The 19417-nt window shown below is 62.4% G+C and carries 16 protein-coding genes, 1 tRNA gene and 1 pseudogene; 6 read left to right on the plus strand and 12 right to left on the minus strand.

Annotated elements, in window-relative coordinates; genetic code table 11:
* Positions 1-380: 380 nt before the first annotated feature.
* The 3 genes from AAGQ88_RS13945 to AAGQ88_RS13955 form a co-directional block, all read right to left on the minus strand.
* On the minus strand, positions 381-674 hold the full coding sequence (locus AAGQ88_RS13945; protein ID WP_342652646.1) for a hypothetical protein: 294 nt from the start codon (positions 672-674) through the stop codon (positions 381-383).
* A 347-nt stretch (positions 675-1021) separates the two neighbouring features.
* Positions 1022-1097 (minus strand) — tRNA-Asn (locus AAGQ88_RS13950).
* Between the two features lie 144 nt (positions 1098-1241).
* Entirely contained in the window at positions 1242-2633 is a 1392-nt protein-coding gene (locus tag AAGQ88_RS13955; RefSeq protein WP_342652647.1) for an aldehyde dehydrogenase family protein, read from the minus strand.
* A gap of 153 nt (positions 2634-2786) precedes the next feature.
* Between AAGQ88_RS13955 and AAGQ88_RS13960 the strand changes: the two genes are divergently transcribed.
* Positions 2787-3674: a LysR substrate-binding domain-containing protein gene (locus tag AAGQ88_RS13960; protein ID WP_342652648.1), complete on the plus strand. Its 888-nt coding sequence runs from the start codon at positions 2787-2789 to the stop codon at positions 3672-3674.
* A 10-nt stretch (positions 3675-3684) separates the two neighbouring features.
* On the opposite strand, the gene AAGQ88_RS13965 is transcribed toward AAGQ88_RS13960, so the two are convergent.
* The 9 genes and pseudogenes from AAGQ88_RS13965 to AAGQ88_RS14005 all read right to left on the minus strand — a co-directional run bounded on the left by AAGQ88_RS13965 (position 3685) and on the right by AAGQ88_RS14005 (position 13176).
* Positions 3685-4371: a dihydrofolate reductase family protein gene (locus tag AAGQ88_RS13965; RefSeq protein WP_342652649.1), complete on the minus strand. Its 687-nt coding sequence runs from the start codon at positions 4369-4371 to the stop codon at positions 3685-3687.
* 99 nt (positions 4372-4470) lie between these two features.
* Positions 4471-4869 carry a RidA family protein gene (locus AAGQ88_RS13970; RefSeq protein WP_285424416.1) on the minus strand — a complete coding sequence of 133 codons (399 nt, stop codon included), beginning with the start codon at positions 4867-4869 and terminating at the stop codon, positions 4471-4473.
* 78 nt (positions 4870-4947) lie between these two features.
* On the minus strand, positions 4948-5430 hold the full coding sequence (locus AAGQ88_RS13975) for a CesT family type III secretion system chaperone (protein ID WP_342652650.1): 483 nt from the start codon (positions 5428-5430) through the stop codon (positions 4948-4950).
* Between the two features lie 15 nt (positions 5431-5445).
* Complete coding sequence (locus AAGQ88_RS13980) at positions 5446-6480, minus strand: Hrp-dependent type III effector protein (protein WP_342652651.1); 1035 nt, start codon at positions 6478-6480, stop codon at positions 5446-5448.
* 153 nt (positions 6481-6633) lie between these two features.
* On the minus strand, positions 6634-7053 hold the full coding sequence (locus AAGQ88_RS13985) for a phage infection protein (protein WP_342655810.1): 420 nt from the start codon (positions 7051-7053) through the stop codon (positions 6634-6636).
* A 231-nt stretch (positions 7054-7284) separates the two neighbouring features.
* Positions 7285-7497, minus strand: a pseudogene (locus AAGQ88_RS13990) (hypothetical protein); the annotation flags it as partial.
* A 1249-nt stretch (positions 7498-8746) separates the two neighbouring features.
* Positions 8747-9721 (minus strand): transglycosylase SLT domain-containing protein, encoded by a 975-nt coding sequence (locus AAGQ88_RS13995; protein ID WP_342652652.1) that lies wholly within the window; start codon positions 9719-9721, stop codon positions 8747-8749.
* A gap of 29 nt (positions 9722-9750) precedes the next feature.
* Positions 9751-12123 carry a type III effector HrpK domain-containing protein gene (locus AAGQ88_RS14000; RefSeq protein ID WP_342652653.1) on the minus strand — a complete coding sequence of 791 codons (2373 nt, stop codon included), beginning with the start codon at positions 12121-12123 and terminating at the stop codon, positions 9751-9753.
* Between the two features lie 501 nt (positions 12124-12624).
* The gene (locus AAGQ88_RS14005; RefSeq protein WP_342652654.1) at positions 12625-13176 is read right to left on the minus strand and encodes an RNA polymerase sigma factor; all 552 of its coding nucleotides are present in this window, start codon (positions 13174-13176) and stop codon (positions 12625-12627) included.
* 244 nt (positions 13177-13420) lie between these two features.
* Between AAGQ88_RS14005 and sctW the strand changes: the two genes are divergently transcribed.
* From sctW to AAGQ88_RS14030, 5 genes are read left to right on the plus strand one after another with little or no spacing between them, the layout of a single operon-like run.
* Complete coding sequence (gene sctW, locus AAGQ88_RS14010; protein ID WP_342652655.1) at positions 13421-14533, plus strand: type III secretion system gatekeeper subunit SctW; 1113 nt, start codon at positions 13421-13423, stop codon at positions 14531-14533.
* Positions 14533-16626, plus strand: a complete 2094-nt coding sequence (gene sctV / locus AAGQ88_RS14015; protein ID WP_285424408.1) for a type III secretion system export apparatus subunit SctV — start codon at positions 14533-14535, stop codon at positions 16624-16626. Before sctW ends, sctV begins: the two co-directional genes overlap by 1 nt.
* Positions 16627-16644: 18 nt before the next feature.
* A complete protein-coding gene (sctD, locus tag AAGQ88_RS14020; protein WP_342652656.1) occupies positions 16645-17616 on the plus strand; it encodes a type III secretion system inner membrane ring subunit SctD in 972 nt (323 codons plus the stop codon).
* Positions 17613-18962, plus strand: coding sequence for a FliI/YscN family ATPase (locus AAGQ88_RS14025; RefSeq protein WP_342652657.1), 1350 nt, complete (start codon positions 17613-17615; stop codon positions 18960-18962). Before sctD ends, AAGQ88_RS14025 begins: the two co-directional genes overlap by 4 nt.
* Before the next feature lie 4 nt (positions 18963-18966).
* On the plus strand, positions 18967-19413 hold the full coding sequence (locus AAGQ88_RS14030) for a YscO family type III secretion system apparatus protein (RefSeq protein WP_342652658.1): 447 nt from the start codon (positions 18967-18969) through the stop codon (positions 19411-19413).
* Positions 19414-19417: the final 4 nt, after the last annotated feature.

The raw sequence follows: 19417 nt of genomic DNA on the forward strand, positions 1-19417 counted from the left end.
CCGATTAGCCACGTCGCGCCGCAATATTGCGGGTGAATACCTGGTAGGACCGGCTTTAGCCGGGAAGGCGTCGAGTGGCACACCGCTGAATCGATGGCGGCCACACCGGCCTCTTCCCGGCTGAAGCCGGTCCTACTTCGGCTGCGTCATGCCGGGATATCGCGGCTGAAGCCGGCACAGCCGATTAGCCACGTCGCGCCGCAATATTGCGGGTGAATACCTGGTAGGACCGGCTTTAGCCGGGAAGGCGTCGAGTGGCACACCGCTGAATCGATGGTGTGCACAACGGCCTCTTCCCGGCTAAAGCCGGTCCTACTGTTGGCTACGTCATGCCGGGATATCGCGGCTGAAGCCGGTCGCGCTGACTGACCGCGTTGCCGTCAGGCGCCGGTGTCGGCGTCGCTGCCTTTGGCGGGCGGGGACGGCGGTATCCGGTCTGTCGCCCGGCGTCCCAGATTTCCGGTGTTCACCATACGATCAGCGTGACTTCGCAACGAGATTTCCCGGTCTTGCAGCGTCAACACCATTCGGGTCGTCAACAATGCCCCACTCGAGTCGCCTGCTTCTTTCAGCGTGACCGACACTTCCATCAGCTGCCGCGCCAGCAATAACAGATCGTCTGCAGTATCGTAGAGATCCTGAGCAAGCGACTCGCGCCGCTTTCGCTTCCACATACTATCCCCCTTCGCACAACCAAACGCCTCGCCGCCCCGCAAGACGCTTTCGACATCCCGGAATTTCCGGCCTCCTTTAGATACGAGGCTGGGGCGTCACTGGATGCAGCTTACGTTGAGTTCGACAAACTTGTCAGAGGCTGGCAGTGGAATGCAGGAACAACCGCACGCGACGCGCAGATCAACACGCTGATGGAGCGCAAATAAGCTGTATCAGTTCAGAATGAATCGATGAGGGGAAGATAATGAGGGAAACAGCGTGAGAGCAGTCGAGCAGTTTTGAGGTCAGTCACCCGGTTGCCGGTGTGACGTCTGGTCCTCAAACGTCTGCTCGCCCTTCTGGAATTTGGCTCCACGACCTGGACTCGAACCAGGGACCCAGTGATTAACAGTCACTTGCTCTACCAACTGAGCTATCGCGGAATGCGCGCTATCTTACTGATTGAAAAAGGGAAGTCAAGCAATCGGGCGAAATTTTTTGCAATGGCCGACGCCCGCTTGCTTGCCTGAAAACATGCCCCGCGCGATGAAGGTCACGCGGGGCCGGCTCGTGGGGTCAGCGTCGGATCAACGGCGATCCAGCCAGACCGTCTGGGCGTTGCAGAACTCGCGGATGCCGAAGTGCGACAGCTCGCGACCGAAACCGCTCTTTTTCACGCCACCGATCGGCACGCGCGCGTCGGACGCGGTGTAGCCGTTGATGAACACGCCACCGGTTTCCAGGCGGGCGGCGATCGCGCGTGCTTTGTTGTCGTCGGCCGTCCAGACGCTGCCAGCCAGGCCGAACTCGCTGTCATTCGCCAACTCCACCGCGTGTTCGGCGTCCTGGGCGACAATCAGCGACGCGACCGGGCCGAACAGCTCTTCCTTGAACGAGGTCATGCCCGGACGCACGTCAGCCAGAACGGTCGGCGCGTAATAGTTGCCCTCGCCTTCCAGCTTCTGGCCGCCCAGCAACAGGGTGGCGCCTTCGCTGAGCGTCGCCTGAACCTGACCGTCCAGCTCATCACGCAAATCGTAACGGGCCATCGGGCCGACGTAGTTCGCGTCGACGAGCGGGTCACCGACCTTCAACGTCTTGACCGCAGCGACGAATTTCTCAGTGAACGCGGGCAGCACGGCCTCTTCAACGATGATGCGTTTGGCGGCCACACAGATTTGCCCGCTGTTCTGGAAACGCCCGACCATGGCGGCTTTCACGGCTTCGTCCAGATCGGCATCGGCCAGCACGATGAATGGATCGGAGCCGCCCAGTTCCAGCACACATTTCTTCAACGCGGCACCGGCCTGAGCAGCGATGGCGGAACCTGCGCGGACGCTGCCGGTGACGGCCACCGCTGCGATGCGAGGGTCGGCGATGGCCGTGGACACGCCCTCGTTACCGACGTTGATTACCTCGAACACGCCATCCGGCAAACCGGCCTGGGCCCAGGCATCACGCAGCAGGTACGCACAGCCCATGACATTGGGGGCGTGCTTGAGCACATAGGTATTGCCCGCCAGGATCATCGGAATGGCGCCGCGCATCACTTGCCAGATCGGGAAGTTCCACGGCATCACGGCGAGGATCGAGCCCAGCGGCAAGTAGTCGATGTACGCCTTGTCGTTCTCGACGGGCGTCTTCTCCGGCGCGAGCATGGCCGGGCCGTGTTCGGCGTACCACTCGCAGGTGACGGCGCACTTCTCGACTTCGGCGCGGGCCTGAACAATCGGCTTACCCATTTCCGCCGTGATCATCTGCGCCATGGTCTCGGCGTTGTGACGCAATGCCTGGGCCATCTTGCGCAGTTGTTCTGCGCGGGCACTGACCGGCGTTTTGCGCCAGGTCTTGAAGCCTGCAGCGGCCCGGGCCAGCGAACGCTCCAGATCATCCGCCTGCTCGAAAGGATATTCGGCGAACACCTGACCATTGGCGGGATTCAGCGAAATGGCGTGTGACGTGGATGCGTGTTTCGACATGACGTGATACCTCCTGAAAATGATGTGACCCTCACCGCCGGGCGTTCGCCCGTTGCTGAAGTCCTGAGACAACGATAGGCTCTGGCGAAAATTTCCGATAATGAATAATTATCAAGCATTCATTCTCAAGTCGAGAAAGTAGCGAGAAAGCCCATGGACCTGACCCAACTTGAACTGTTCAAGGCCGTCGCCGAAGAAGGCAGCATCACGGCCGCGGCTCAGCGCCTGCACCGCGTTCCGTCGAACCTGACCACACGCATCAAACAACTGGAGCAGGAACTGGGCGTCGACCTGTTCATTCGTGAAAAGCTGCGCCTGCGCCTGTCCGCCACGGGCTGGACCTTCCTGGATTACACCCGACGCATTCTGGAACTGGTCGATGAGGCGAGGCAGGCAACGTCCGGTTCGGAGCCGCAAGGCGTGTTTTCCCTGGGCTCCATGGAAAGCACCGCGGCGGTGCGCATCCCTTCCCTGCTCGCCGACTTCCACCAGCGCTTCCCCAAGGTCGAGCTGGACCTCTCCACAGGCCCGTCGGGCGACATGCTCGATGGCGTGCTGTCAGGCCGATTGAGCGCGGCATTTGTCGACGGGCCGTTGCGCCACCCGGAGCTGGAAGGCATTGAATTGTTCGAGGAGGAAATGTTGCTGATCACCGCCGCCAGTCATCCCCCGGTGACGCGGGCGCAGGATGTCGGCAGCAAAACGGTCTATGCCTTTCGCCAGAACTGTTCTTATCGACGCCACTTCGAGTCCTGGTTCAGGGCCGACATGGCAACGCCCGGGAAGATCTTCGAAATGGAGTCCTATCACGGCATGCTGGCCTGTGTGACCGCGGGCGCGGGGGTGGCGATGGTGCCGCGCAGCATGCTCGAAAGCATGCCGGGCAGCCGCAACGTCAACGCCTATCCGCTGAGCGAAGAATTTCGCTACCTGAACATCTGGCTGAGCTGGCGCCGCGGCGGCCGCTCGCCGGCCCTGAACGCGTTCATTGACCTGGTTCAGGCCGCGACCGTCACTGAGCCCGCGCCGCAGCCAGCCTGAAGAACGCCCTTCAGGCTTTTGTGTAACGCAGCCAGACCGCGCCGCCTTCCTGCACCTCAGCAGAGGTCAGGGTCAGGTGGGCGGGCTGTTTCCAGGCCTCGGCTGAAACCTCGAACGACGCCGGGTGTTCGCCGCGACCGTCGATCAGCGGCAGGATCAGCACACTGACCTCATCCACCAATCCGGCATTGACGAATGAACCACTGACATGTGGCCCGCCTTCCACGATCAGGCGCTTGCAGCCCAGTTCCGAGCCCAGAATGTCGACCACCATGGCCAGATCGATGTCGTGTTTTCCGGCGAAGATGTAGGACACCTGAATGGATTGCAGGTACGCCAGATAGTCATCGGACACGCCTTCGGTCAGCACTTCGATGACGTGTGAATCCAGCGCCTGATTGTTCTTCCAGCCGACTTTGCCGTGGGGGTCGATCGACACGGCGTAGGCCTTGGCATTGCGCTCGGCAAAATAATGCGTGCGCGGGATCGGCGTCTTCGCCATGCCCTTGGGATAGCCCTCGTCGTGGGCAATTTCCTGCATCGTTACCCGACCGCAGATCCAGGCATCGAACGCGAAGGTCTGCGCGAGTGTTTCGTAGAGATCCCCTGCCGACTTCTTGAACGCACGATCCCAACCGTCGGTGAGCGCGTGGCCGTCGAGGGACGACATCATGTGACAGATGACATAAGGCTGCATGGCAGGCTCCATGGAAATGGGTGGTCTAGAGCCGACCCGGAACGCCATCGGTTAGTTCAGCGCGCAGACACCGTTCGCACCCGCCGGTCGCGTTGCGAGTCAGGCGACTCGCCGCGCGGCGATGCATTTGATTTCCACGAGCAGGCCGGGGTGCGCCAGCTCCGACACACCAATGCAGGTCCACGCGCAAAGCCCTTTGGGGAAGAGGCGATTCTTCACCTCTCTGAAGACTGCCATGTGCTGCGACATGTTGACGTGGTAGGTGGTCATTTCGACGACGTCCTCAAACGAGCAATCGGCGGCCGCCAGTACGCTGCGCAGGTTCTCCCAGGCCGCCGTGAACTGTTGCTCCGGGTCTTCGATGACCTGCAAATCCGCCGTGCGACCGACTTGCCCGGCACAGAACAGCAGATCGCCGACCCTGACGGCGGGCGCGTAACCGGCCCGTTCGACGATGGCTTTCATGGCGTGGGGAACGATAATCTCGCGCTCGGTCATTGCTGCTCTCTCACTGAAAACAGCGAATCTATCAGGTCTGGCCGGGCCTTGAAGGTCAATCGTCAACGTCGTTCGTGATCAAAGCCGCGCGCCCGCAGGCCCTGCGCTCAAACGGGTTGGCCGGTCAGCTGGCGCAGCGGCGGTCTTCGGTTCAGGCGCCCGCAGCGGCACTGCCAGCCATTGCTCCATCTTCTGCGCCTGCTCGGTAAAACGCTCGAACAAGCGACCCATCGCGGCACTGTCGAGCAGTTGAAAAGGCTGCCTGGCCCACAGAATCACCTTCTTCTGCTCCACCAGTGCGCCCGTGAGGATCGGCGGATGCTCAAGGCCCAGCAAATTGGTCTGCAGCAGAATCGCCAGGGTTTCGGGATCGGCAAACCGCTCTTCGGACACCGGAAGCAGGCAACTCATGGTCAAGAAGTCATTGGGGCTTTCCTTGAATTCGACGCTCAGACCGCTTTCCAGGGTCATGACGTAACTGGTGGCCGCATCCAGCTCGCGGCCATCGAGCCGCAGCAGTTGAAACACCGGAAGCAGTACCTGTTTTAGCTGGCTTGCCATGGCTGAGTCCTCACATCAAAGGCGGATATTGCGAAAGCGATCGACGAACGAGTTCGCCCGCGCCCGGCGCCGGGGCGGCGTGTCGGCATAGTTGTGGTCATGGGTCGTAGTGCGGCGCAACGGCACGGTGGTGGCAATCGGTTCGGGCACCGCTGCGCGCGGGCGCGGGGCACCGGTTCCGGGGTCGATGCCCGAGTCCCGCAGGCGCTGCCTGAACTGACGCTCTGTGAAGTTCTGATCGGCGCGTCGAAAGTCACCGTGACGATCATCGCCACGATAGCTGACACCCAGGTTGCTGGATGCGTGAGGCTGGATGTACAGGCGCTCGTCGCGCAGCACCTTGTCGAGCAAACGTGGCCCGCCGATCGGGTCGCGCGGACGCAGGCGGGAGAATTGTTGATCGACCTCGCGCTGACTGGCCTTGTCGCCACGCAGCAACTCTTCGCGAATCTCCGGACGCCGTTCGGGCACAAAGCGTGCAACCGTCTCGGGATTCTCACCCAGCAAGGAGAAATCCTTGCGCCGCATTGCCCTGCCGAATTCAGGCCAGGCATCGGAAATCACCGTGCGGTTGGTTGCCCGTGAATCGCCGACTTCGACGAAGGTGTGGCCCACGTCCCGTGCAACCAGTATCGACACAGGCTGTTGCAACGACGAGGTGGCCAGCAGCGCAGCGTTGACCACGGCCATCTGATCGCAGTTGCCCGCCTGAAAACGCGCAGCCGTGCGTGCGGCATCGTAATCGAAGTGACCGTTTCGGTTCTGGTCGTAGACCACCACTGTACGCTTGAAGGCTTCGGCTTCCGTGCGTTTGACATGCCGCTCCTGATTGCCCGAGCCGTGATTGAGAATGCGCCAGGTATCGTCGATGGCCGCGTTGGCATGGGTCAACGCATTCATCTCGCCGACCGAAACCGTGACGGTCCGCCCATGATGATCGTGGTTATGGCGCTCCAGCACGCGCCGACTCAGGACCGGTGCGTCCGGGTCGCGGGTGTTGAAGTGATGCGTCGATCGTGTGAAACCGGGCGCGGATGTCGACAACGGCATGGCATTCACCTTCTTCAAAGGATTTGGCCATGTGTGGTCGTGAGGTGGGGAAAGGTTCCGGCTGCGTGAAGCCAGGGGTGTGAGGCGCCGGCACGGTGATGTGCTGAAGAAAACGGCCAGCCCGACGAGGTGCCGGGTGGCCGTTTCGAAGGGTTACTTGGTCAGGCACTCGTAGCAGAGTTCACCGGCCAGTTCGCGGACTTTCATGCGGTCCCATTTGTCGGCCGCCACGCGATTGGCACCGGTCTTGTCCGAGCCATCGGATGCCAGGCCGCGCTCAGGCTGGCCGTTGGCAGCCACGGCATTGGCGCCGACATGATCAGCACCATCCGCCGCCACGGCGTTGGCCCCCACGTGATCAGCGCCGTCAGCCGCCACACGGTTTGCACCAACGCGATCAGCGCCGTCAGCTGCCACGCGGTTTGCGCCGACACGATCAGCGCCATCAGCAGCAACACGGTTTGCACCGACGCGATCAGCGCCATCAGCTGCAACACGGTTTGCGCCAACGCGATCAGCACCATCAGCTGCCACGCGGTTTGCGCCAACGCGATCAGCGCCGTCGGCCGCCACGCGGTTTGCGCCAACGCGATCAGCGCCATCGGCCGCAACCCGGTTTGCGCCAACGCGATCAGCGCCGTCAGCCGCCACACGGTTTGCACCAACGCGATCAGCACCGTCAGTAGCAACGCGGTTTGCGCCAACGCGATCAGCACCGTCAGATGCAACGCGGTTTGCGCCAACGCGATCAGCGCCATCGGCAGCAACGCGGTTTGCACCAACACGATCAGCGCCATCGGCAGCCACACGGTTTGCGCCAACGCGATCAGCGCCGTCAGATGCAACGCGGTTTGCGCCAACGCGATCAGCGCCATCAGCCGCCACACGGTTTGCGCCGACGCGATCAGCGCCATCGGCCGCAACCCGGTTTGCGCCAACGCGATCAGCGCCGTCAGCCGCAACACGGTTTGCACCAACGCGATCAGCACCGTCAGCAGCAACGCGGTTTGCGCCAACGCGATCAGCACCGTCAGATGCAACGCGGTTTGCGCCAACGCGATCAGCGCCATCAGCCGCCACACGGTTTGCGCCGACGCGATCAGCGCCATCGGCCGCAACCCGGTTTGCGCCAACGCGATCAGCGCCGTCAGCCGCAACACGGTTTGCACCAACGCGATCAGCACCGTCAGCAGCAACGCGGTTTGCGCCAACGCGATCAGCACCGTCAGATGCAACGCGGTTTGCGCCAACGCGATCAGCGCCATCGGAAGCAGTGGCATTCGCGCCAACATGGTCGGCGCCGTCAGCCGCTACACGGTTTGCACCGACACGATCAGCACCATCGGAAGCAGTGGCATTCGCGCCAACATGGTCGGCACCATCAGATGCGGTGCGATTGGGGCCTACTTTCTCCGAACCATATTCGGCGACTGTCTTGCCATCGTTCACATCGGAGGCCGCGTAAGCAGCCGATACACCCAAAGCCAATACGGAAACCGTTAGGCCCCAAATCAATTGTCTCTTCATAACCGATTGCTCCAAGGGTCAATGCCGGTTGATGTGAGCAAGATGCTCGGAAAGTTGCCGTTCTCAACTCATATGCAAACCACCGTTCAATAGAACGGCGGTTATTACAAACAGGTTCATGCTTATGACTGAGCGGAGCAACACGGCACTGTGTACCAGATGGTTAATCATCAAATGATTTCGCGCCTGCTCAGCATAGCCGCACCAAAGCATTCGCGCCCGCGCCGCAGGGCGTTTCCGCCCGATGGCAAGCCACTCAGTCTTGTTCACTTCGATACTGTTTCGCGTCACTGGTTCTAATGATCCCAGTCGCGCGCGCAACTAAGCAAGTTGTTGTTTTTGAAATTGACTGTCGCAGAAATCGGATTAATCGCGTAGCCGTAACAATGCGCGGACGCAACATGAACCATTAAGGTGCACAACTTTATCTGTCGCTTTACTTGACGCGCGACCAGATCGTGCAAGTAATTGATTTCAATAAAGGTGACAGGCGTAAATGACAGAAAGTTGGCGACGCGCCACTGGGCATCGCTCGGGGCAACTGGCGCACAATCGCATGGCAATGGGAAAGAAATCGGCACCCCTTGCGAGGGCGGATATATGTCCACGCGGACATCCTGTAGCGGGCAACGAGCGCAGAGATACTTGCAAAGACGGGTGCAGAAACAGGCAGACCACCTGGTGCGGCAGCCAGCGCTGCCGGCAGTCAGGTCAGTCTGCCGATGGATGAAGGCGTCGGTCAGGCAGGCAACTGCCCTTGGCCGCTTTCGATGATTTTCGCGAAGTTCATGACATTGTCGACGTACTTCGGATCGCCTACGCCGCCTGCGTCCGACAGGTTGCCGCTGACCTTGTCCGGCCCTGAGTTATAGGCGCGCAATGCCGAGCCCCAGTCGCCGAACGCCTTCTGCTGATCGCGCATGTACAGCGCGCCGGCCATGATGTTGTCGTGGGCATTGTTGACGTCGGCATTGCCGAGCAAGTCGGGGTTTTCCTTCTTCAGGCCGGCGAAGGTGTCAGCATTGACCTGCATCAGGCCAGCATCAGTCTTGCCGTTGACGTTGGTGGTGTCCTGGCCCAACTGACCGCGCGATTCGGCCCAGATCTGCCCGGCCAGAATGCTCGGCGGGACACCCGTCGCCTTGGACGCGTCCATGATGTCGTTGCGGTAGGGTTCCAGTTGCTTGGGCAGGTGCAAATCGCCCGAGCCGCTGAGTGTGGTGTCGTTGGAGACGTTGCCGGCGGCGCTGGTAGTCGGGTTGCTCACCCCACTGCCGCCCTCGGCAGCACCGCTCGGCGTTGCCCCGCCACCACCGCCTGCACCGCCGTCGATACCGCCCGAACCGCCACCGCCGGTGCCACCGCCCTCATTGTTCTGCGCTGCCAGGTTCTGGGTCTGCGGCTGGTTGGGATTGTTCTGCATGAGCATCTGCAGCATTTCCATCAGCAGCGACATCAGTTGCTGCGCAATGCCCGTCTGGTTGTTGGCGCCGGACAGCGGGCTTGCCGCCGTGGTCTGGGGATCCTGGCTGTTGGGCGGAGCGAAGTTGACTTGCGACTGCGTGGGGTTGGCGAACAATAACGTGCTGGGGTCAATGGCCTGATTGCCGCTGCCACCGCCGAGCGAGTTGTTTTGCCCGTTCTTGCCACTCAGGGACGAGAAGTCCGTGGGTTGCAAACTGGGCGTTACCGGGGGCCGAATTGCCATGCTCATGATCGTTTACCTCTTCAGGTCAGGGAAAATCAATGGGCTTTGGGGATGCCAAACTGGTCCAGGACCGGGTCGACGTTGTGGTCGAAGGCTTTTTGCGCCTTGTGCTTTTTCACCGCTTCGATGATTGCCGAAATGCCGAAGCCCAGGCTCATGGCCGCGTCGGCAATCCAGCCAACCACAGGGATAGACGCACCGATGGCCGCGCCAGCCGCCATCCCGGCCGCTTCGCCCACGACCATGCCGGCCACGCGCCCGCCGACTTTGGCCGCCACTTCGCCCAGGCCTGCCCGGCCGGCGGACTTGGCGACCGCGTCATAGCCGTGCTTGGCCGCCGAAAGGCCGGATTTGGTGCTGTCGTAAATGGTTTTCGCCGCGTCGGTCTTGTCGCCCCGGGCCAGCATGTCCGATACCGATGAGAAACCCATGACCGATTGCAGCGCGGCAGGCCCCATCTGCGAGGCGACCTGAGCGGCCATCGAGGGCGCGTGATCCTTGTCGCCGTTGGCCTGATCGAGCACTTTGCGCCCGGCCTTGGAGTCCTGCAGTTGGGCGAACGTGGACTGCACGTAATTCGCCTGCTGGCCCTGAACGAAGTCATCCGGCAGCACGCTGTCATAGGCCGCTTTTTGCGCATCGGCTGAATTGAGTGCCTGTTCGCCGTCGGCCTTCTTCTGATTGAGCAGTTGCTTGACCGCGCCGCCTTCACTGAAATTGCTCACGTAGGAGTCCTGAATCCGGCCCTGCAGATCCGGACGCTGCCCGATGACCTGTTGCGCGGTCGGGACATTGGCGTCGGGGCCGAGCAGGTCCTTTTGCATCTGCAACTGCGCCGACAGACCGCCGAGCGCGCTGCTGTAGTCAGCGTTGGGCTTGTCTTTGCTGGTGGCCTTGTCCGCGGTGTTCAGATCGGTCTGCAAGGCCTGGCCGCTGTTGACCTTCTGCATCTGCTCGTTGACAGCCTTCTGCAGCGACGGCGAACTGCCCACCAGCGCACGAGACTGCTGCGGGATCTGTTTGTCGAGGAAGGCCTGAACATCGGGATCGGCCTGCAGCTGGCCGATTTTTTCGTTGAGCGCGTCTTCGGTCTTCTCGGTTTTGCGCAGATCCTCACCGGCGATGACGCTGCGCTGAGTCTGCTGCAACTTCACCATCACGGCGGCTTTCTGCTCACCGCTGTAGGCCGACGGGTTGTCGAACACGTCTTTGCCCAGCTTGCTGATGTCGACATCGGCGACCGAGTTCAGCGTCGCGGCGTCGTTGAGCACACTGGCGAATTCGCCGCCGTTGGTGGGCGCCTGCTTCTTGATCCAGTCACTGATGTTGCTCGCGCTGAACAGTTTGTCCGGGCTGTTGGCCGCCAGTTTGCGCCCTTCCAGACCGCCTTGGTCGATCTGGCCGAGGAAGCCGGGTTGCGACCAGGTTTTCGCCGCCTGTTGGAGCGGGCCCGCCAGGCCCGGGTTGTCGTTCTCGATGGCCTTGAGGCCGTCGGCGCTGGTCAGGCCGTCGACCTTGGTTTTGTCTTCGGCACCGGCGGCGTGCTTGGGGTCGGCAGCCTTGGTCAGCGGCTCGTTGGCGCGCATCAGCGCGGCGCTGCGGACCATCTCCAGCGACTGAGGGTCCGCGTCCGGATGATCCTTCTGGTAATTGGCAATGTCCTTGTCGGCGCTGTCCGCGGCTTTCTGCATGTTCTTGGCGAACGCATTGAGGTCGCCGTCGGTGATCTTGCCGTCCGCCTTGCCCCCGTGCTTGCCCGTGTCTATCGCGGTTTTCAGCGACGGGTTGGCATTGATGAATTCCATGGCCTTGGCAGAATCGGGGCCTTTTTCGGCGGCCATGCGTGCCGCCGCGATGGGTCGATTGAGCTCCTTGGCAGCCTGCTCGCGCTGATCGGGCGGCAGATTGGCGACCATCGGCGCCCAGCGCTCCAGCTCCTTGGGCGAGGAATATTTGGAGTCGTCGAGAAATTTCGCCTCCGACGCCTTGGGCGCCTCTTCGGGCGTGGCGGACGCGACCGGTGACGCTGCACCTTTTGCGCTGACATCGTTCACCGCAGCCGGTTTTTCCGCACCCGTTGCGCCTTGCGTCGGTGCGGCGCTCGCCCCGCCACTGGCCTGAGGCGTCACGCCCGGCTGCGAGGCGCCGGTCGGTTGCGACTGCCCCTTGAACAGCTGGGTGAGTTGGGTCAGCAGAGACAGCAGCTGCTGCTCGGTGCTCTGCGTCGTGTTGCCGGATTCGGGCGGGCTGCCCGGCTGCAACAGCGTGGCGCCGAACTGGATATTCGGATTGGCGCCGCCGTTCTGCGCGAGCGCCAGCTTCGGGTTATTCAGCGGTGGCTCCTGGATTGAATCGCCGCTGCCGGGTTGAGGTGCGATACCGCTGAAAGGGCTGCTTGAAATACGCATGGGAGTCGCCATCCGGGAGTGAAGGATGGCAACTGTGTGGTTCGATGCCGCGGTCGGTTCCGATAAATGTTTCGGTTTGTGTCGACCGGTCAGACGTGCAATGCCGTAAGCAGTGTGGGGAAAAACCGCAGCCGCGCTACCCGAATCGCCGAAACGGACAATGCGCGCGCAGCGGCAACAGGCACAGGACACGCAACCCAGAGCCTGCGCGGCGCTCCATCATTCTGGTTAATGTCCACCATGAAGGCGATTGTCTTCAGCTTTGCCGGGGCTCGCGTAACATCGCCCCATCACTTACCGGCCAACGCGCTCCGACAGGACTTACAACCATGACCCTTCACATCATCAATGCCGTCGCCCTCACCGCCGTCACCGTTTTCCTGGTCAACCGTGCATTCGCCCTGTACGACCTGGTCAATGCAGCCACCGTTTCCGAACACCTCTGAACCACACGTCGCTCAGACGGTGTTCGACAAACGCCCGCTTGGTCGGTCGAATGCTTCAGGCGAACGGATCCATCTGCCGCTTCAACTGTTCTCTCGCGCGAGACAGACGCGAACGCACCGTGCCGATCGGCACGCCCAGTGAGGTCGCGGTCTCCTGATAGTTGCCGTCCATTTCCAGTGATACCTCGATCACCCGCTGCATGTTCGACGGCAGACTGCCGATCGCCCTGACCACCCGCACCAGCTGACGATGCCCATCGACCTGATGGCCGATGTCGCTGTGGCTGTCCGCTTCGGAATGGGTATGGTCCTCCCAGCTTTCCTGATAGGGCTGGCGATACATCTTGCGAAAATGGTTACGGATCAGGTTCAACGCGATCCCGCACAGCCAGGTCTGCGGCTTGCTTGCGTTCTGGAACTTGTGCTCGCTGCGCAGCGCTTCGAGGAAGGTGCTTTGCAGGATGTCATCGACGTCTTCCGGATTCATCACACGCTTCTGAATGAACGCGCGAATCATCTTCACCTGGTCACTGGTCAGTTGACGAATGCCATCGTTATTGCGGCGGCTGGAGGGGTCGATGTCGAGTATCGCTAGGCTTGGAAACATCAGGGCTCTTCCTTGTTTGAAGTGTGCTAGCCCTATAGCGATATGCGTGCCATCCAAATTAATACAGCAATTGATTGATTTATAACGGTTTTAAAAATCCAAACTGACGGATCCGTGCAAAAACTTGCGCGACCACGCTGAATCGCCAACGGTTTTTGGCACAGCGTCCCTCCCTCGCAAACAGATGGAACCGCTTCATCGGTAGGACCCACTCAGAGCGCACGACCCCGCTCAGAATCGTCCTATGAAAATCGCCGCCCCTTCTGCCCCACCCGTGCTACAGACAGCAGCCGTTGCGCCGGCGAAGGCAGCGGCGACGCCTGTGACGTCGTTGCGCAGCAACCCGCCGAACATCGGCGGCACCACGCCGCAACAGGTTGCACGCTTTGCCTCGGCGCTGGTTCAGCAGAGCCGCAGCCTCAACCAGCGTGAACTGATCGCCAGCAGCAACGCGCTGCAATCGCGCGCAGTGAAGCTGGGCGAGCTGTATCAGCAGTTGATGGGCAGCCACGACAAGGGCCTGGACGATGCGGCGCGCAACCTGCGCAAGCAGCTGCAAAAGCAGAACGCCGCCAGCCTGGCGCAGATTCTCAGCTTCGCCGACGGCGACGCGGCCAAAGCCCATGTGGTGTTGCAGGCCGCCAGAAAACAGGCCCAGGCCGACGGCGAAACCGGCGAGCACGTGGTCCTGACCGAGCAACTGAAACTGTTGCGCCGCAAGTACGGCAAACGTGCACGCGCGGGCATGAACAGCGCCAAGGCGTTCTCGCGGCCGAATATCGACAACAAGCGACGCGGCACCCTGCGCAATCTGTACAGCGTGGCGGTCAGCGGCCAGCCCAATATCACAGGCCTGATCGATGCCCTGATCAATGAGCGGGAAGAGGCCGGCGAGTTCGAACTGAACCTGCGCGACATGCGCAGCGCCATCGCCGACGACCTGTCCTCGCTCACGCCCTCGACGTCGCCGCAGCAACTGCGCACCTTGATGCACGGGCTCAACACCGCTCGTCACGTCGCCACGCTTCTGCAAGGTTGCGAGCACCTGCTGGGGCGCATGCGCAACAAGAATCCCGGCCTGCAGGTCGACCCGGCGGCCTTCCTCAAACACCTGCTGGCGCTGTCCGGCAAGGGCATGAGCCTCAACGAAACCCTGCAACTCACGCAACACATCGGCGGCAAGCAACTCAAGCATCAGCTGGCGTTCCTCAACGGCCTGCGACCGATGCTGCAACAGTTGCCGATTCTCCTCTGGCGCGACATGAAAAGCCGCCAGAACGCCTTGGGCAACCTGCTCATCCTCATGGCCGAACTGACTCGGCAGGAACAGAACCAGCTCCAGGGGGGCCTCGCCTGATGGATCGTGTCATCAACCTGCTCAACCAGATCGCCCTGGCGGCCATGCGCCGCTCGGAAATCGTCGGCGCCTTCGTGGTGATCGCCATCGTCTTCATGATGATCACGCCGCTGCCCACCGGGCTCGTCGACGTGCTGATCGCCATCAACATCTGTATTTCCTGCCTGCTGATCATGCTGGCGATGCACTTGCCCAGACCGCTGGCGTTCTCGACGTTTCCGGCTGTCCTGCTGCTGACCACCATGTTTCGGCTGGCGCTGTCGATCTCCACCACGCGCCTGATTCTGCTCAACCAGGACGCCGGGCACATCGTCGAGGCGTTCGGCCAGTTCGTGGTGGGTGGCAACCTTGCGGTGGGGATGGTGATCTTCCTGATCCTCACGGTGGTCAACTTTCTGGTCATCACCAAGGGCTCCGAACGGGTCGCCGAAGTGGGTGCGCGTTTCACCCTGGACGCCATGCCGGGCAAGCAGATGTCCATCGACAGCGACTTGCGCGCCAACCTGATCAGCGTTCATGAAGCGCGCAAGCGGCGCGCCGAACTGGGCAAGGAAAGCCAACTGTTCGGCGCCATGGACGGGGCGATGAAGTTCGTCAACGGCGACGCCATCGCCAGCCTGATCATCGTGGCGATCAACATGATCGGCGGCATCGCGATCGGCGTGGTCCAGCACAACATGAGCGCCGGCGACGCGTTGCAGGTGTACACGGTACTGACCATCGGCGACGGCCTGATCGCGCAGATTCCCGCGCTGCTGATTTCGGTCACCTGCGGCATGATCATCACCCGCGTGCCCGATGAGGACCGCGCCGAGGCCAATATCGGCCGTCAGATCGCCGAACAGATCACCAGCCAGCCCAAGGCGTGGATCATCGCAGCGGTGGCGATGCTCGGTTTCGCAGCACTGCCGGGCATGCCGACGGCCGTGTTCATCGTGATCGCGATCATTTGCGGCAGCGGCGGTCTGCTCCAGCTTCAGCGGGCGAAACCCAAGGCCGAGCAGGCTCAGGCAATCGCCGTCGCGCCGGAAATGAACGGCCGTGAAGACTTGCGCACGTTCTCCCCCAGCCGCCAGTTCGTGTTGCAATTTCACCCCAGCCAGAACCCGGCGCAGGTCGAAGCACTGGTCAGCGAGATTCGCCAGCGACGCAACCGCCTGGTGGTGCAATACGGCCTTACCCTGCCGTCGTTCATCATCGAGCAGGCCGAACACCTGCCGCCCGATGAATTCCGCTTCTCGGTCTACGAAGTGCCGCTGCTCAAGGCAACCTTCACCCAGAGCCATGTCGCCGTGGACGCGCGCATGCTCGATGACTCGCCGCAGGACGCGGTGTACGGCACCACTGAACGTCAAGAGGGCCAATGGCTGTGGATGCCCGCCGATGATCCTCAACTGCAGCAGGGGCAGATCGAGCGTGTCGACGCGATGACCCTGATCATCGAACGCATGGAGCGCGCGTTGCAGGCATGCGGCCCGCAATTCATCGGCCTGCAGGAGACCAAAGCCATCCTCGGCTGGCTGGAGACCGAACAACCCGAGCTTGCCCAGGAGATGCAGCGCGTGCTGCCGCTGGCGCGGTTTGCCGCGGTGTTGCAGCGCCTGGCCTCCGAATGCGTGCCGCTGCGGGCCATCCGCGTGATCGCCGAAACCCTGATCGAGCACGGTCAGCACGAGCGCGAGGTCACCGTGCTCGCTGACTACGTGCGCATCGCCCTGAAGTCGCAGATCTATCACCAGTACTGCGGCGCCGAGGGCCTGCTGGTATGGGTTCTGACCCCGGAAAGCGAAGGCATTCTGCGTGACGGGCTGCGCCAGACCCAGACCGAAACGTTCTTCGCGCTGGACAACGAGACCAGTCAGTTGCTGGTGCAACAGCTGCACATCGCGTTTCCGGTGCGCACGCCGGAACAGGCGGTGCTGCTGGTCGCGCAGGACCTGCGCAGCCCGTTGCGCACGTTGCTGCAGGAAGAGTTCTACCACGTGCCGGTGCTGTCTTTTGCCGAAATCAGCAACGCGGCGCAGGTCAAGGTGCTGGGCCGTTTCGACCTGGAAGAAGACCTCGAAGCGCTGGACAGCGAGTACGCCGCTTGAGCCCCTGGAGAGCGACACATGTATGAATTAAGGGTTTTGACCGGCCTGCATCAGGGCGCGGCGCTGCCTTTGGTGGGCGAACAGTGGGCGATCGGTTCGCACGCCGAACAGGATCTGGCCCTGCACGACCCAGGCGTCGAGCAACTGCATTGCCACCTGCAGCGCCAAGGGGATAACTGGGTGCTGAACGCCGCCGACGGCAGCATCTGCGACGAGGAAGGTCATCGACACGCGACGACCGCACTCACGCCCAACACGGCGTTCGTGCTCGGCTCGGTGTGGCTGTGCGTGTCCCCGGCCGAAGACGCCTGGCCGTCAGTACCGGCCGTCATCGCCACACCCAACGCCGAGCCCGAAGCTCGCGCCGAAGCGCCGCACACTGCCCCGCCGCTGGAGAAAGTCGAGTCCCGCTCGCGGTTGCTCAATCGCACCACGGGCATCGTAATCGGCGTGTTACTGGGCATCGCGGGCAGCGCCTGGAGCCTGACCCGCAGCGCAGCGCCAGTGACCGAGCAGGTGGCAACCGGTGCACCGGCTCACAACGTCGCGACCACTCCCAGCAAGCGCCGGAGCACGGCTGAACCGGCGCACAAACGCATCCAGCTGACCACTGTCGACGAGGTCAGGCGCCAGCTCAACACCATGCTCAGCGAGCGACTGCTCAGCGACGTCAACGTGCAGCAAACCCCGGAAGGCCTGGCACTGAGCGGCAACCTCAAGGCCGAATCGCAGCTGGTGTATCAACGCATGCTGCAGCGGTTCAAGGATCGCTACGAATCGCCCGTCGCGCTGATCGATAACGTCACGGCGACCAGCAACGGCCTGCCCTTCACCATTGTGCAAATCATGTCGGGGCCCCATGCGCACCTGGTGACTGCCGACGGCCACCGCCTGTACGTGGGCGATGAACTGGCCGGATTGCGCCTGACCCGGATCGACGACAACCGAATTCAATTCGACGGCGAACGCCATTACGAGGTGAACTGGTGAACGCCGCCCTCGCCCAATGGAAATCCCTGCACAGTCACCGGCTGAACCAGTTTTCGGCGGTTCGGGCCAGCGGCCGGGTCAGCGCCGTGAGCGGGATCCTGCTCGAGTGCCAGATCCCGGCGGCCAAAGTCGGCGACCTGTGTGAAGTCAGCAAATCCGACGGCAGCGCGATGCTGGCAGAAATCGTCGGTTTCACCCGCGACTGCACCCTGCTCAGCGCCTTGGGCACGCCGGACGGCATTCAGGTCGGTGCGCCTATCCGGCCGCTGGGCATGGCCCATCGCATCGGCGTTGACGACCGCTTGCTGGGCAGCGTGCTCGACGGCTTCGGCCGGCCGTTGCTGGGCGATTCCCAGGGCGCCTTCGCTGGCCCCGGCGATCGTCGCGTCACCCTGCCGGTGATCGCCGATGCATTGCCTCCGACCCAGCGCCCGCGCATCACCCGCGCGCTGCCCACTGGCGTGCGCGCGATCGACAGCGCGATCCTGCTCGGCGAGGGCCAGCGCGTCGGTCTGTTCGCCGGGGCCGGTTGCGGCAAGACCACGCTGATGGCCGAACTGGCACGCAACATGGATTGCGATGTGATCGTCTTCGGCCTGATCGGGGAACGGGGACGTGAACTGCGCGAGTTTCTCGATCACGAGCTGGACGCGACCCTGCGCGCACGCTCGGTGTTGGTCTGCGCCACCTCGGACCGTTCCAGCATGGAGCGCGCCCGCGCCGCGTTCACGGCCACAGCCATTGCCGAGGCCTATCGCGAACGTGGCATGAAAGTGCTGTTGCTGCTCGATTCACTGACCCGGTTTGCTCGCGCCCAGCGTGAAATCGGCATCGCCGCTGGCGAGCCACTGGGTCGCGGCGGCCTGCCGCCTTCGGTGTACACGCTACTGCCGCGTCTGGTGGAGCGCGCGGGCATGAGCGAAACCGGTTCGATCACCGCGCTGTACACCGTGCTCATTGAACAGGACTCGATGAACGATCCGGTCGCCGACGAGGTGCGTTCGCTGCTCGACGGTCACATCGTGCTATCGCGCAAACTGGCCGAACGCGGGCATTACCCGGCCATCGACGTGCAGGCGAGCATCAGCCGGATTCTCAGCAACGTCACCGGGCGCGAGCATCAGCAGGCCAACAACCGTCTGCGCCGCCTGATGGCCGCTTATCGACAGGTCGAAATGCTGCTGCGTCTGGGTGAATACCAGCCCGGCGGCGATCCGGTCACCGATTGTGCCGTGCAGTTGAACGAGCCGATCAACGCCTTTCTGCGCCAGGACCTGCGCGAGCCGGTGCCGCTGCAGGAAACCCTGGACGCCCTGATGCACCTCACCGCACAACTGCCGGAGTGACGCCATGGAAGAAGAACTGGAAGCCGACCCGCAGCGACTGGCGATGGAGCACGTCATCGGCATCCTTACGCCCTTGCGTCAGCACCGTCAGGCCAGCGCCGAGCGGGCACAACGCACTGCGCAGAAAGCGCTGGAAGACATGCACGAGCACTTGCAGCAGACGCGCAACGCCTACGCCCAGGAGCGTGGCAATCAGCGCGAACGGCGCCAGGTGCTGAGCGACGCGCACCTGAACAAAGCCATGGCCCTGAATGACCTCGACCGCTGGCACGAACAGGAAAACCGCATGCTCGATCGTCTGGCCTATATCCGCCAGGACGTGCAGCAGCAACGTCTGGGCATCGACGAACAGCAGCAACGCCTGGCTCAGGCCAGGGATGCCGCCAAGGCGTCGCAGCGCGCCGTGGAAAAACTGGCCTGTCTGGCTGAAGCCATCAACGAACAAGGTTGAGTCG

Origin of the sequence: Pseudomonas sp. F3-2, from assembly GCF_038804275.1 — a bacterium.
GTDB lineage: Bacteria > Pseudomonadota > Gammaproteobacteria > Pseudomonadales > Pseudomonadaceae > Aquipseudomonas.

Coding starts and splice junctions, on each gene's coding strand:
- AAGQ88_RS13945 (WP_342652646.1), bottom strand. CDS start 674: ATGTGGAAGCGAAAGCGGCGCGAGTCGCTTGCTCAGGATCTCTACGAT.
- AAGQ88_RS13955 (WP_342652647.1), bottom strand. CDS start 2,633: ATGTCGAAACACGCATCCACGTCACACGCCATTTCGCTGAATCCCGCC.
- AAGQ88_RS13960 (WP_342652648.1), top strand. CDS start 2,787: ATGGACCTGACCCAACTTGAACTGTTCAAGGCCGTCGCCGAAGAAGGC.
- AAGQ88_RS13965 (WP_342652649.1), bottom strand. CDS start 4,371: ATGCAGCCTTATGTCATCTGTCACATGATGTCGTCCCTCGACGGCCAC.
- AAGQ88_RS13970 (WP_285424416.1), bottom strand. CDS start 4,869: ATGACCGAGCGCGAGATTATCGTTCCCCACGCCATGAAAGCCATCGTC.
- AAGQ88_RS13975 (WP_342652650.1), bottom strand. CDS start 5,430: ATGGCAAGCCAGCTAAAACAGGTACTGCTTCCGGTGTTTCAACTGCTG.
- AAGQ88_RS13980 (WP_342652651.1), bottom strand. CDS start 6,480: ATGCCGTTGTCGACATCCGCGCCCGGTTTCACACGATCGACGCATCAC.
- AAGQ88_RS13995 (WP_342652652.1), bottom strand. CDS start 9,721: ATGAGCATGGCAATTCGGCCCCCGGTAACGCCCAGTTTGCAACCCACG.
- AAGQ88_RS14000 (WP_342652653.1), bottom strand. CDS start 12,123: ATGCGTATTTCAAGCAGCCCTTTCAGCGGTATCGCACCTCAACCCGGC.
- AAGQ88_RS14005 (WP_342652654.1), bottom strand. CDS start 13,176: ATGTTTCCAAGCCTAGCGATACTCGACATCGACCCCTCCAGCCGCCGC.
- sctW (WP_342652655.1), top strand. CDS start 13,421: ATGAAAATCGCCGCCCCTTCTGCCCCACCCGTGCTACAGACAGCAGCC.
- sctV (WP_285424408.1), top strand. CDS start 14,533: ATGGATCGTGTCATCAACCTGCTCAACCAGATCGCCCTGGCGGCCATG.
- sctD (WP_342652656.1), top strand. CDS start 16,645: ATGTATGAATTAAGGGTTTTGACCGGCCTGCATCAGGGCGCGGCGCTG.
- AAGQ88_RS14030 (WP_342652658.1), top strand. CDS start 18,967: ATGGAAGAAGAACTGGAAGCCGACCCGCAGCGACTGGCGATGGAGCAC.